The sequence below is a fragment of the Akkermansia sp. N21169 genome, from assembly GCF_029854675.1.
Taxonomy (GTDB): domain Bacteria; phylum Verrucomicrobiota; class Verrucomicrobiia; order Verrucomicrobiales; family Akkermansiaceae; genus Akkermansia.
On record NZ_JARWNC010000039.1, the window covers coordinates 156,943 to 170,940 of the forward strand.

Sequence of the window (13,998 nt, forward strand, 5' to 3'; positions counted from 1 at the left end):
TCTATTTTGGTTCTCCTGTCGCCATGAGCGCTTCCAAACGAGGAGGATTAAGCTGGATGATATGGGTAGGTGTTCTTGTGACGACGATGTGTTTCCAAGCATGCAATGACTCTGCGAAGGCCCGTGACGTACAGGCCAAAGCCCGGACGTCGCCGAAGATGTCCGAATATCTGGCACCGGGTAATATGCATGTGGGCAGTCCGGTTTTTCTCCGAGCAATCAAGGAGGATAAGATTTTGGAACTGTGGGTACAGCCGAAGGGCTCCGGCTCGTTTGTTCTGGTGAAGCGTTATCCGGTGGCTGCCATGTCCGGCAATCTGGGACCGAAGGAAAAGGAGGGGGACAACCAGGTGCCGGAAGGTTTTTACGAGGTTGTTCCCGCTGCCCTCAATCCGAATAGCAAGTACCATCTTTCCTTCAATATCGGCTATCCGAACGAGTATGACCGTTCTCTGGGACGCACCGGTTCCTACATCATGGTACACGGCAGCGACGTATCGGCGGGATGTATCGCCATCACGGATGAAGGTATTGAGGAAGTGTATACGATGGTGGCGGAAGCCTTGAAGGAAGGGCAGAAGACAGTGCCTATCCAGATTTATCCTTTTGTTCCGACCCCGGCCAGGCTGTGGCAGGAACGTAAATCTCCTTATTTCCCGTTCTGGAAAGTGCTGGAGAAGACATGGGAATGGACGGATTTGAATAAAATGCCGGCTCCGATTGTCTTTGAAAACAACCAGCTTGTGATGAAAATCCCTGCTCCTCTCCAGACTCCTCCTCCTGCCCCGGAAAAAGAGCTGACACAGTCCTAGTTGACGCAGTCCCGGAAATTTGTTGTTTCTCGTTGAGATTTCCTTCGGAAAGTGGTAGGAACTCAAGAATGAAGGAAGAGCTGTTTCCGCATTCGTTGCGTTCATCGCTGTTAAAGGATTTTACATCGGACGATTTGGATGTCCTGTTGGAATATGGACGGGAGAGTGTTTATGTCCCGGGCGACTTTTTGTTTTATGAAAAGATGCCGCCTTCGCGCCTGTACGTCCTGTTAACGGGGAGCGTCCGTTTGGCCCGTGGTATCGGGGATGAGCTGAATCCCCTGCTGGATGTCGGACCCGGTTCCCTGCTCGGGGAGAGAATGCTCTATGACAAGGGCAGCCCCCATTCGTTAACGGGAGAAGTGATGGAGCGCTCCGTGTGCCTTGAGTGGAACCATGACGACCTTGACCGGTTGGGCAGGGCTCATCCCGAACTGTTGGAGCGTCTGCGGACGACAATAGCCGGAAGCGTATCGCTGCGTCCGGTTCTTGGTGCTCCTGCCGGGAATAAACCGGGGGATGTTTTCCGGGTGGAGAAGGATCTCCTCGGTGAGCGCAAAGTGCCTGCTTCCGCTTTGTACGGCATCCAGACGATGCGCGGCGTGGAAAATTTCCCGATTACGGATATTCCTCTGAGTTCCTATCCGAACCTGATTCGCGGGCTGGCTTTGGTGAAGAAGGCGTGCGCCCTGACGAATGCCGATCTCGGCCTGCTGGACAAGGAACGCAGCCGAGCCATTGTCCAGGCTTGCGATGAATTGCTGGACGGCAGGTTCTATGATCATTTCGTGGTAGATATGATGCAGGGGGGCGCCGGCACGTCATGCAACATGAATGCCAATGAAGTGATCGCCAACAGGGCGTTGGAACTTTGCGGACGGGAGCGCGGCGACTATGCTTTCATCCACCCCAACAATCATGTTAACCTGAGCCAGAGTACGAATGACGTGTACCCGACGGCATTCCGGCTGGGGCTGCGGTTTGCCCTGAAACGCCTTCTGCTGGCTGTAGACAAACTGGCGGGCTCTTTTGAGGCGAAGGGGGCGGAGTTTGCCGATGTGATCAAAATGGGGAGGACCCAGTTGCAGGATGCCGTTCCGATGACGCTGGGACAAGAGTTTTCGGCGTTTGCCTGTACGCTGCGCGAAGACATCCAGCGGTTGGAGGAAGCGGAGAATTTGCTCAAGGAAGTGAACATGGGGGCGACGGCTATCGGTTCCGGTATCAGTACAGTGTCCGGTTACCGCGAACGCGTCCGGGAACGGTTGCAGGAGGTTTCCGGGCTGGAGATTGTGACGGCCAGCAATCTGTTTGAAGCGACGCAGGATACGGGGGCTCTTGTCCAACTATCCGGGGTTTTGAAGAGGACATCCACCAAGCTTAGCAAGATTTGCAACGATTTGCGCCTGCTTTCTTCCGGCCCACGTGCCGGACTCGGGGAAATCAATCTGCCTCCTCTTCAGCCGGGCAGCAGCATTATGCCCGGAAAGGTGAATCCCGTCGTGCCGGAGGTCGTCAACCAAGTGGCTTTCGAGGTGATCGGTAATGATGTAACCATTACGATCGCCGCTGAGGCCGGACAGTTGCAACTCAATGTAATGGAGCCGGTTATTGTCTGGTCTCTCTTCAAGAGCATCAATCACTTGAGGCAGGCTTGCATTGTTCTCAAGGAACGGACGGTGGATGGAATTACCGCTAACCGCGATGTGTGCCGCAGCTATGTGGACCGCAGTATTGGCATTGTGACGGCTCTTTTACCCGTCATTGGTTATGCCCAGGCGACGGAGCTGGCGAAGGAAGCCCTGCATTCTACCAAGAGTGTTCGTGAAATCGTGCTGGAGAAAGGTATTTTGACGGAAGAAGAGGTGGATCGCTACCTGGATCCGCGCAACATGTTTTCCTGATTGCAACCGAATGGAGTGATCCGATGAAACGTAATATTGTCTCCTTGCTGGCCTTTCTGCTTCTCGCCTGTTCCTGTTTAGCGTCCGAAGGGCGGGAAGACGGATTGTCCCAAGTGAAGAATATGATGCCTTTGCTGGGGCATCGCAACTGGGTTGTGGTGACGGATGCCGCTTATCCTCTCCAGAGCAATCCCGGCATTAAGACGATCGTGGTCGACGGGGAACAGCCTGCCGTTGTCAAAGCGGTTCTGGACATGCTGGCCGTGCAGAAACACGTCCGCCCCCTTGTGTATACGGATGCCGAGCTCGATTTTGTCCGTGAAGAAGATGCTCCCGGAATTAATGCCTATCGTGAAGGATTGCGAAAAATGCTTTCCGGCGTCCGTCCGGTTTCCCTGCCGCATGAAGACATCATTGCCCAATTGGATGAGGCGGCGTCCGTCTTCAATGTCGTCATTATTAAGACCCAAGGGTTACTGCCTTATACCTCTGTGTTTTTCAAACTGGATTGCGCCTATTGGACGGAAAAGGGAGAAAAACGCCTGCGTGATGAAATAAAAGAGCATTCCACTCCGTAATTATATTGTAATTATCACGTGAACTATGATTGTCCCGACCATTTTAACCAGAAAAAAACTGTTTGTTCATGCCATTGCCGTATGGGGGACGGTTGTCGTCCAGGCTGCCGGCGTTTATCCGAATGAAGCCGTTGTTCCGGTTGACAAGAAGCTTTCTCCGGAATGGGTGGCTTCCCTGACGGATCGCGGACAGTTGACAACCGTGAGTTCCGGTCCGGGGCTTTCCCATGTCGGCATGCCGGTGGGAGGCCTGTTTTGCGGGACTGTCTATTTGGGTGGAGATGGCAAGCTGTGGCTTTGGGATGTATTCAATGACAACCGGCAGGGAGTCATGCCTCGGTCATTGGTCTGGAACGGCGCCAGGATACGGTCCCGCGATGGAGCCAGCTATGTGCATCCTGATTCGGCCCAGCCTTCTCCGTTCAGGAAAGGGTTTCCGGAGGAATTGCAAAAGAGCGCCAAGTCCGGAGACGATGAATTCTCCGGTCAGGAACAAATGGAGCAGGGATTTGCCATCAAGGTGGGCGACCATGTCCGGACTATGGACAGGAACGGATGGAACAGAGTGGCTTTCACGGGGACATATCCCATTGGTACGGTTGATTATTCGGATCAGAATTTCCCCGTGTCCGTCCGTTTGGAAGCCTTTTCTCCTTTCATCCCCTTGAATACGGACGATTCTTCCCTTCCATGTACCGTGATGAGTTTTACGATTCGGAACTGTACGGATAGCACTGTGAACGGGACGATTGGCGGATGGCTTAAAAACGCTGTCTGCTGCAATAGCGGCACCGGTCTTGGCATGCGGGTGAACAAGGCGGATCCGAATGGGGGGATGCCTCACGTGCTGATGACGGCGGAAGAGGGGGAATGGGTAGCGGTTCCCGGCAGGGAAGATGTGAGTTTTGAAGATTTCGAGCGGGAGGATTATGCCGGCTGGAAGGTCGAAGGTACGGCTTTTGACAAAACTCCACTGGATAATGCCCGTATCCCCCCGTATATGGGAGACATCGGGATGCACGGTTCGAGGGCTGCCGTTTCTCACAATGTCCGAACGGGAGGAGACGTTATGGCGGGAGACTCCCATACGGGTAGCCTGCTGAGCCCGGAATTCACGATTGACCGGGAATTTATCAGATTTTCAATTGCTGGAGGCCGGAAACCCGGCCGAGAGAAAGAAGGAGGGACGGGAATCGAATTGCTGGTTGACGGCAAAGCCGTATGCTCTGCAACGGGGCATAATTCCAACCGTTTGCGCCCCGATGCTTTTCCCGTGAAGGATTACATCGGGAAGAAAGCCCGTTTGCGAATTTATGATGGGGCACAGGGAAGCTGGGGCAATATCATTGTGGATCATATCGTTTTTTCCGATTCTCCGGCTCCTCCTGCCCGTCCCTTGAAAGAAGAAGCGGATTTCGGTTCGTTCTGTTTTGCTTTGGCGAGTCCCGGGAAAGGTACTCGTGCTATGACCAGTCTTCCTGCGAGAAATACGGAGCAAGCTCTGTTCGGGATGGATGGTTCGCAGCCATCCGTGGGGAATGTCCGTTTCGACAAGGATAAGCCGTTGGGGGGATTGACCCGGGATTTTTCCATTCCTGCCGGGGAATCCGTGCAGGTTGACTTTATCCTGGCCTGGTATTTCCCCAATATCTATCTGAATACGATGGGTGATACGGGACGTCCCGATACCGATGGCAAGAAGGGACGGCGGCACTATGCCGCGCGTTTCTCCAATGCGAACGATGTGGCATCCTATGTGGCTGATCATTGGAAGAGCCTGGTTGGCGGGACGAAGCTTTGGAGGGATACGTGGTATGATTCCTCTCTGCCGTTCTGGTTCCTTGACAGGACTTTTGCCAATACGTCGACGTTGGCGACTACGACCAGTCACCGCTTGACGAATGGGCGGTTTTATGCCTGGGAAGGGGTAGGCGCTTGTGAAGGTACATGTACTCACGTCTGGCAGTACGCCCAGGCTCCCGCCCGTCTGTTCCCGGACATCGAACGCGTGACGCGCGACCGGGTGGATCTGGGTATAGGATTCCATCCCGAGACGGGGGGGATCGGCATGCGGGCCGAGCATAATCGGCAACCTGCCATTGACGGACAATGCGGACGGATTATGGGGATTTGGAGGGAACACACGATGAGCGCTGACGATTCCTTCCTCAACAAGGTTTGGCCTCGTGCGAAAAAGGCTGTCCAGTATGTCTTGGATCATGACCGCGATGGGGACGGGATTCTTGACGGGGCTCAGGAAAATACGTTGGATGCCGCTTGGTATGGCGAAATCGCCTGGACGAGTATTGAAGCTCTTGGGGCGTTCAAGGCTGGCGAGGAAATGGCTCTTGCCGTGGGAGACGGAGAGTTTGCCAAGCTGTGCCGGGATCGCCGGGAGAAAGGCCGCAAAGCTGTAGAGGCGCGTCTCTTCAATGGGAAATGGTTCATCCAGAAGAAGGATGAAGCTCATCCGAACGTGTTTGGCACATATAATGGGAGTTTCATCGACCAGTTGTTCGGACAAAGCATGGCTTATCAGTGCGGATTGGGCGAACTCATTTCCCCCGACAGGCAGAAAAAGGCTCTCCGATCCATCTGGGACAATAATTTTTCACCCGATCTGACGGAGTATCTCAAACATGTCCGACCTTTGGGACGTCCCTATTACGTTGAAGGGGAGGGGGGGACTCTGATGTGTACGAATGCCTTGAATGAATCCGATCCGTATAAGGGCAGCAGCTGGACTCACGGCTATCTCAACGAGTGCATGTCCGGATTCGAGCATCAACTTGCCTCTCACATGATGCGCGCGGGCATGGTGAAGGAGGCATTGGCTGTAACGCGGGCCATCCATGACCGTTATTCTGCGGAGAAGCGCAATCCTTACAACGAGATTGAGTGTTCCGACCATTATGCCCGTGCCATGGCCAGTTACGGAACGTTCCTGAGCGCTTGCGGATATGATTACAATGGGCCGGAGGGAAAACTCGGGTTTAATCCCAGAATGTCCCCTGAGAATTTCAAGGCCGCTTTCACGACGGCGGAAGGATGGGGAACCTACTCACAAGAGAAGCAGGGGAACGCCTGGACGGCCGGGGTTGCTTTGAAGTATGGTCAATTAACTCTCAGGGAATTAAAGCTTGCCTTCCCCTTGAAGAAGGTCCGGGTGGCCGTGGATGGGAAGCCGGCACCGGATTTCAAAGTTGAGAAAGGCGTGCTTGTCTGGGGAACTCCCCTGACGTTGAAGGCCGGACAAACTCTGACAGTGCAAACCGGGGCATGACCTGCCCCGGTTTTCCGCCGGGAACCGGTTACAGGGATAACTTCTTGCGCAAGGCTCTCTTGCAAAGATCAGACTAGGATGTCTTGCCCGTCTTCTTTCAGTTTTTTGAGGCGGAGCTGACCGCAGGCGGCATCGATGTCATGTCCTTTTTCATAACGGAGGGTGACAGGAATACCTGCTTGTTTCAGACGGTCGCGGAAGCGTTCGCAATGAGATAGCGGAGGACGTTGCCAGTCAAGACCTTCGACGGTATTGTAGGGGATGAGGTTTACTTTGGCGTTAAGGCGCTGGGCGAGCGAGGCGAGATGTCCGGCTGCTTCCAGACTGTCGTTGACTCCTTGGATCAGGATGTATTCCATCGTAATCATCTGCTTCCGGGCACTGGCCCAGGCAGCCAGAGCGGGTACGAGTTCTCTCAAGGGCCACTTCTTGTTAACCGGCATGATCTGGTTACGGACATCGTCCGTGGCTCCGTGGAGGGATATGGCCAGGCGTATCTGCCTGGGATAGGAGGCGAGGCGTACGATGTTGGGGGCATAGCCGGAGGTGGAAACGGTGATGTGGCGACCTCCGATATTGAGCCCCCAAGGAGCGGTGATAATGTCCAGAGCCGTGACGAGATTGTCGAAATTGGCGAGAGGTTCTCCCATACCCATGAAAACGAGGTTGTCGATGCGTTCCCGGGTGATGCGTTCTGCCGCAAGGATTTGTCCGACGATTTCCCCGGCGTTCAGGTTGCGGGAGAAGCCCAGCAGCCCGGATGCGCAGAATTTGCACCCGAAAGCACAGCCGACCTGCGATGAAACGCAGAGGGTGAGGCGTTCGGATTGTCCTCCGTCGCCGCCGGTAGCAGCGGGGATAATGACGGATTCAACGCATTGTCCGTCGTCCAGCCGTGAGAGAAATTTCCGGGTTTTTCCGGGTTTTCCTTGAATCTGGACGGTTTCCATGGCCGGCCATGAGAAGTTGGCTCCCAGAAGGTTTTTCAAGGTAGCGGGGAGGTTGGTCATCCTCTCGAATGATTCGACTCTCTTGTCCCATATCCAGTCGAGAATTTGTTTGGCGCGGAAGGCCGGCAATCCGTGAGCGGCGAGGAATTGCGTGAGGGACGTTTCAGTCTGTCCGGTGATGGGTGCTGGCTGGGTCATGACTGGGGCGGGACAGTTGCAATGAGGAGGCGTGCCGGTCCTATGGCGACAGGAGCTTCTCCATGAGCGGGAAAAATCAGGAAGTCTCCGGGACGGGCGGGGAGATCGTTGCCGTAATCCAATTCTCCAGAGATGACGACGAGGACGGCGAATTGAGAGGCCGGAATGTTTAATGGGACGGTTCCGTTCGTCAGATGTTCTTCGACGATGCGGAAACAGGATTCGTCGACCAGCACGCCGGGAGCTGCCGGGCGGGGAGAACAGACGGGATTACCCGCTTCACGGATGGCATCCAGGGATTGCTCCAAGTGAAGTTCACGGGCATGGCCGGAGGCATCCACCCGGCCCCAATCGTAAAGGCGATAAGTGGTGTCGCTGTTCTGCTGGATTTCGTAAATGACGTGGCCGGCTCCGATGCCGTGGACAAGGCCGGAGGGGATGAAGACGCTGTCTCCATCGTTCAGAGAGTAGGCTCCCATCATGTCCGCCAGACGGTTGGTTCGGATGGCTCCCTTGATTTCGGATTCGGTAAAATCCCGTTTCAGACCCATATAGATGGTGGCTCCGGGGGAGTGCGAAGCAATGTACCAGATTTCGTTTTTAACTTCTCCGTTCCAGCGGGCTGCCGTCTGTGCAGGGGGGTGGATTTGGAGGGAAAGGTTGTCGTGGACATCCAGTATCTTGCAGAGCAGAGGAAAACGGTCCAGGGACTCATAGCCTTGACCGAAAATTTCTTCACGGTAGGTACTCCAGAGGCTATGGAGGGATTGCCCGGCATGGTCTCCGTCACTGACGATGCTATCCAGTTCGGGACGGTCGCATATTTCCCAGGATTCTCCGTATTGGACGCCGGGTTTGCCGGGGATGCCGAGGCGGAGCATGGGCAGGTCCTGGCCGCCCCAAATGCGTTCGGCTAATTGAGGCCGCAGTTTGAAGGATCGCATGGTCGTCGTGGAATTGTTACTCTGATTAGAGGAGCTGATCGACGAAGCGGTCTCTGTCGAATGCTTCGAAGTCTCCTGCTCCTTCCCCGGTACCGAGGTAGGCGGGGGCAATCTTCATTTCATCCAGGATCGCAAGAGCGACTCCCCCTTTGCCGGAACCGTCCATCTTCGTGACGATGACGGCGTCGAGCGGAGTTGCCTTGTGGAATTCCTTTGCCTGGGAGAGGGCGTTGGCTCCGGTTGTGGCATCGACGACGAGAAGGGTGGCGTGCGGGGCCGTTTCATCCTGTTTGGCGATTGTGCGGCGGATTTTAGTGAGTTCCTCCATCAGGTTGTGGCGCGTGTGGAGGCGTCCTGCCGTGTCGCAGATGAGATACTGGAAACCTTCTCGGAGGGCCTTTTCGTGGGCTTCATAGCAGACGGATGCCGGATCCTGGTTCGGGCGTCCCTTGTAAAGTGGCAGGGAGAGGCGGGTAGTCCAGTTTTCCAGCTGTTCGACGGCGGCAGCCCGGAATGTGTCGGCGGCAGCGAGCAGGACTCGCTTGCCCTGACCGGTCAGGAGATAGGCCAGTTTAGCGGCGGAAGTGGTTTTGCCCGTACCGTTGACGCCGACGACGAGGATGACGGTTGGTTTGCCGTCCGGAGCGGAGGGCAGGGGAGCCGGTTGCGACGGGAAGGCCTGCCGGATAGTCTCCCGGGTTTCGTTGACAATACTGTCCGCATCAATATCCCGGCGTTCCCGCATTTCATCGACGAGAGCCATGGCTCGCTTGATACCGATGTCAGAGGTGACAAGTTCGGCTTCCAGTTCATCCCAGTCAATTTTCGGGCTACGGGAGAATTTGTTGAGTAGTTTGGAGAAGAAGCCTGCCATGAGGGGAGAGCGGTGTGTGTGATGATAGAACAGTGATGGAACGATCAGTTCCTGCAGGAAGTGGCGATACCGGTCAAGATGCCGTTGACAAAGCGCGGAGCTTCCGATGTGGAGTAGTCTTCCGCGAGGCGGATCGCTTCCTTGACGACAATCGGGGTGGCGAGGTCTTTACGGTATTTCAACTCGTAGGCGGCCAGGCGAAGGATAGAACGGTCGACCGGACTGATTCGTTCCGGGGAGAAGTTCTCCAGTTTGTCGGAAATAAGCTGGTCGAGATCTTCGATATTGGCGAGGACTTTACGGAGCAATTCTCCCGCGTCCGTGCGCAATTGGCACATTTCCTGGGATGTTTCAATAACGGGGGCGAATTCGGTAGCGTTTTTGTGGCCTTCCGGGTTTTCGAGACCACTGATTCTGGAACTGATGTCCTGAAGCTTGGATATGGAACTCTTCAGCGGATCCATGACGAAACGGAACTGGGGGTAGTCCTCCAGTTTGGCTATGAGAGACGGTCGAATTTGCAACAGGGTGGAATTGATGATTTGCAGGGAATTATAGGCAGCCTCCATGGCCCGTGTTTCGGCGGTGGGATCGGTCTTTTTCGCGGAGCGGAGAGAACGGACGGAAGCATCCAGGCTCTGTTCCCGTTTGATAAGATCTGTTAACATGTCGCGGAAGTCGGACAGGGCGGGATTGCCTTCGATGGCTTTCAACGTATTGTCGGCGCGGGTTTGGAACAGGCGGATTTTGTCCGGCAGATCGCGTGTGAGATGGGTGATGGCCTTGACCCGGGCTTTATCGAGGGCAGCCCGATCGGGTTCGAGGATGATGTCCCAGATGGCTTCGATATCGGCGTCTGTGATGGATTGCAGGGAGTCCAGAGTAAGTCCGTACAGGAACTGGACAACAGCTTGCCTGACTTGATGGCGGGAGAGCATGGAGGTAGAAGTGGGTGAGAGAGATTAATTAATGCTGGCTGGCGGTGAACCGTGAAGCAAACAGGTCGACCATGGAGGCGGCGGCGCGGGCGGATTCCTGCCCGCGATTGAGCCCAGGGGCAATGCAGCGGTCGTAGGCCTGTTGTTCATCATTGAGCAGGAGTACTTCATGGATAACGGGAATTTGCGTTTCCACGGCAATGCCGAGCAGAGCGTTGGTGACGGAGGTGCCGACGAGGGATGCATGCTCCGTACTGCCCTGGATGATGACCCCCAGGGCAATAATAACCGTCGGCCTAGGAGTGGTTTGCGTGGCAACCGCCTTGACTGTGACGGGGATTTCAAAAGCTCCGGGAACGCGGATGACATCGACTTGCACATTGGGCAGGATCAAACCGAGTTCTTGGCTGCAGTGATCGACAAGAGCATTGGTATAGCGCTCGTTGTAGCGTGAAGCGACGATGGTGATGTTGGCTGCGGTAGGGGATGGAGCCGGGCGTTCGGGGATAGCGTGGGACATGGCGGGAAAATAGTGTGGGCGGTGGCGAGGTTCAGATGAGGTGACCCATCTTGTCCCGCTTGGTTTCCAGATAGTGGCGGTTGATATCGTTGGGCTCGATGCGGATCGGTATTTGTTCGACGATGTCGAGCCCGAATCCTTCGAGTCCTCTGATTTTCTTGGGGTTATTGGTCATCAGGCGCAGATGGCGTGCGCCGAGATCCCGGAGTATTTGGGCTCCGATGCCGTAGTCGCGCAGGTCGGGGGCAAAACCGAGTTTGACGTTGGCCTCGACGGTATCGAGGCCCTGCTCCTGGAGTTTGTAGGCATGGAGTTTGGCGGGGAGGCCGATGCCGCGTCCTTCCTGGCGCAGGTAGAGGATGATTCCTCCTTCTTCCGACACGCGGCGCATGGCGACGTGGAGCTGGCTGCCGCAGTCGCAGCGGCGGGAGCCGAAAACATCCCCTGTCAAGCATTCGCTGTGAACGCGGACGAGTATGGACTTGTCCGGGTCGATATCTCCGTGAACGAGGGCGAGATGGTGGGCTCCGTCCAGGCTGGATTCGTAAAGGTGGCAGGTGAAATCGCCGTAATCCGTGGGGAGGCTGATGGTTTCCGTACGGGCAATGAGTTGTTCCGTTTTGCGGCGGTATTCAATTAGCTGTGCAGTGGAACAGGCTTTGAGGCCGTGCTCTTTCTGGAACTGGGCGAGGTCGGCCATGCGGGCCATGGTGCCGTCCTCGTTCATGATTTCGCAGCAGACTCCGGCGGGTTGGAGACCCGCCAGCTTCATGAGGTCGACCGTTGTTTCCGTGTGACCGGCCCGGCGCAGGACGCCGCCTTCGACGGCGCGCAACGGGAAAATGTGTCCCGGCTGAACAAAGTCGTCGTTGGTTGCTTTCGGATCGGCCAGCAGACGGATGGTAGCGGCTCGTTCCAAAGCGCTGATGCCGGTGGTTGTTCCATGGGCGGCACTCGCATCCACGGACACGGTGAATGCCGTGGACATGTTTTCTCTGTTGACGGAAGTCATCAGGGGAAGTCCCAGGGCATCCGTCCGTTCCCCGGAAAGCGGAGCGCAGACCAATCCTCGGGCATGGGTCACCATGAAGTTGATCATGTCCGGAGTCGTCCATTCCGCAGCGCAAATGAGGTCTCCCTCGTTTTCGCGGCCGGGGTCGTCGGTGACAATGACCATGCGGCCGTTGCGGATTTCTTCCACAATGGTTTCTATAGGGCTGAAAATGAGGCAGTCGTCGCTCATGGAGTTGTGATTATTTATTCTTTTTGGCCCAGGAATCCTTCAGGGCGACCGTTCTGTTGAAGACGGGTTTCTGTCCGGCGACGTGGTCCCGGCGGTCGGAGACAAAGTAGCCGATGCGTTCGAACTGGCAACGGAACTCGGGTTCGACCTCCGCCAGCGAAGGTTCAAGTTTGGCGTGCTTGATCACCTGGAGGGAATTCGGGTTGAGGACAGAGAGGAAGCCTGCTTCTTCGCCATCCGGATTTTCGGACGTGAAGAGGCGGTCGTAAATGCGAACTTCGCCGTTGACGGCGTGCGGGACGCTGACCCAGTGAATGGCGGCGCGGCACTGGATGCCTTCCGGAGGGTTGGCCCCGATTGTGCCGGGGATGTGTTCACAGATAATTTCCGTGATTGTTCCGGCGGCATCGGTGACGACATCCTTGCAGGTGACGCAGTAACCGCCGCGGAGGCGAACTGTTCTGCCGGGGGCGAGGCGGAAATACTTTTTGGGCGGATCCATCATGAAATCATCGCGTTCGATCCAGACTTCACGGGTCATGGGAACCATACGGGAACCGTCTTCCGGGCGTTCCGGGTTGTTTTGGACTTCGACGTATTCGAGGTAGTCCTCAGGCAATGTATCGACGATGACCTTGACTGGGTTGAGGACGGCCATGCGGCGCGGAGCGTTGGCGTTGAGATCTTCGCGGACGCTGTATTCAAGCAGGGCTACATCGGTGAACCCGTTGAATTTGGTGATACCGATTGTCTGGCAGAAATTGCGGATGGCCGCAGGCGTGTAGCCGCGGCGGCGCATGCCGGAGACAGTGGGCATGCGGGGATCGTCCCAGGAATGGACGAGTTTTTCCTGCACGAGCTGGAGGAGTTTGCGCTTGCTCATGACCGTGTAGGTCAGATTGAGCCGGGCGAATTCCGTTTGGCGGGGGCGGCTGGGGACGGGACAGTTGTCGATGACCCAGTCGTAAAGGGGGCGGTGGTTTTCGAATTCCAGGGTGCAAAGGGAGTGGGTGATGTGTTCGTAGGCGTCTTCCAGCGGGTGGGCGAAGTCGTACATCGGATAGATGCACCAAGTGTTGCCGGTGTTGTGGTGCTCTGCGAACATGATGCGGTAGAGGACGGGATCCCTCATGTTCATGTTGGAGGACGACATGTCGATTTTGGCACGGAGGACGGCTTTTCCTTCGGGAATCTCACCATTTTTCATGGCGGTGAAACGTTCCATATTTTCTTTGACGGAACGGTTGCGGAACGGAGATTCCTGTCCGGGTGTGGTGACGTTGCCGCGTTGGGCGCGGATATCCTCGACGCTTTGTTCGTCCACATAGGCGAGCCCTTTTTCAATGAGGGCGACGGCACAGGAGTGGAAGAAGTCGAACATGTTGCTGGCGAAATAAAGATGGCTGCCCCAGTCGAAACCGAGCCAGTGGATGTCTTCCTTGATGCTGTCGACGTATTCTTGGTCTTCCTTGCTCGGATTGGTATCGTCGAAGCGCAGGTGGCATCGCCCGCCGATGGGAGCGTATTCCTGACCGAGTCCAAAGTTCAGGCAGATGGATTTGGCGTGTCCAATGTGAAGGTATCCATTGGGTTCCGGGGGGAAACGGGTGATGGGCGCCGTGTGCTTGCCCTCGGCAAGATCGGAGGCGATCATGTCCCTGATAAAATCGCGTCGTTCAGGTAGCGGTGAAGACATGGCGAATATGCTACATGCACGGTTGCTTTTCTGCAAGTGCGTTCCCTCGGAATGACAT

At 55.8% G+C, this 13,998-nt stretch carries 11 protein-coding genes; 4 read left to right on the top strand and 7 right to left on the bottom strand.

The window, feature by feature from the left end; translation table 11 throughout:
- Positions 1-23: 23 nt before the first annotated feature.
- The 4 genes from QET40_RS08420 to QET40_RS08435 all read left to right on the top strand — a co-directional run bounded on the left by QET40_RS08420 (position 24) and on the right by QET40_RS08435 (position 6,577).
- Positions 24-812 (top strand): L,D-transpeptidase family protein, encoded by a 789-nt coding sequence (locus QET40_RS08420; protein WP_280126729.1) that lies wholly within the window; start codon positions 24-26, stop codon positions 810-812.
- 68 nt (positions 813-880) lie between these two features.
- A complete protein-coding gene (gene aspA / locus QET40_RS08425; protein WP_280126730.1) occupies positions 881-2,716 on the top strand; it encodes an aspartate ammonia-lyase in 1,836 nt (611 codons plus the stop codon).
- Positions 2,717-2,739: 23 nt separating this feature from the next.
- Complete coding sequence (locus QET40_RS08430) at positions 2,740-3,294, top strand: RbsD/FucU domain-containing protein (protein ID WP_280126731.1); 555 nt, start codon at positions 2,740-2,742, stop codon at positions 3,292-3,294.
- Between the two features lie 25 nt (positions 3,295-3,319).
- Positions 3,320-6,577, top strand: coding sequence for a GH116 family glycosyl-hydrolase (locus QET40_RS08435; protein ID WP_280126732.1), 3,258 nt, complete (start codon positions 3,320-3,322; stop codon positions 6,575-6,577).
- 68 nt (positions 6,578-6,645) lie between these two features.
- Here the strand turns inward: QET40_RS08435 and rlmN are convergent, their stop codons facing one another.
- The 7 genes from rlmN to QET40_RS08470 are packed head-to-tail and all read right to left on the bottom strand — an operon-like array spanning position 6,646 to position 13,940.
- Entirely contained in the window at positions 6,646-7,725 is a 1,080-nt protein-coding gene (rlmN, locus tag QET40_RS08440; protein ID WP_280126733.1) for a 23S rRNA (adenine(2503)-C(2))-methyltransferase RlmN, read from the bottom strand.
- Positions 7,722-8,669: a type I phosphomannose isomerase catalytic subunit gene (locus QET40_RS08445; protein ID WP_280126734.1), complete on the bottom strand. Its 948-nt coding sequence runs from the start codon at positions 8,667-8,669 to the stop codon at positions 7,722-7,724. Before QET40_RS08445 ends, rlmN begins: the two co-directional genes overlap by 4 nt.
- A 25-nt stretch (positions 8,670-8,694) precedes the next feature.
- Entirely contained in the window at positions 8,695-9,543 is an 849-nt protein-coding gene (gene ftsY, locus QET40_RS08450; protein WP_280126735.1) for a signal recognition particle-docking protein FtsY, read from the bottom strand.
- Positions 9,544-9,587: 44 nt separating this feature from the next.
- Entirely contained in the window at positions 9,588-10,481 is an 894-nt protein-coding gene (gene nusB, locus QET40_RS08455; RefSeq protein WP_280126736.1) for a transcription antitermination factor NusB, read from the bottom strand.
- Positions 10,482-10,509: 28 nt separating this feature from the next.
- Positions 10,510-11,001: a 6,7-dimethyl-8-ribityllumazine synthase gene (gene ribH / locus QET40_RS08460; RefSeq protein ID WP_280126737.1), complete on the bottom strand. Its 492-nt coding sequence runs from the start codon at positions 10,999-11,001 to the stop codon at positions 10,510-10,512.
- Positions 11,002-11,032: 31 nt separating this feature from the next.
- Positions 11,033-12,244 carry a bifunctional 3,4-dihydroxy-2-butanone-4-phosphate synthase/GTP cyclohydrolase II gene (locus QET40_RS08465; protein WP_280126738.1) on the bottom strand — a complete coding sequence of 404 codons (1,212 nt, stop codon included), beginning with the start codon at positions 12,242-12,244 and terminating at the stop codon, positions 11,033-11,035.
- Positions 12,245-12,254: 10 nt separating this feature from the next.
- Positions 12,255-13,940, bottom strand: coding sequence for a glutamine--tRNA ligase/YqeY domain fusion protein (locus QET40_RS08470; RefSeq protein WP_280126739.1), 1,686 nt, complete (start codon positions 13,938-13,940; stop codon positions 12,255-12,257).
- Positions 13,941-13,998 lie beyond the last annotated feature (58 nt).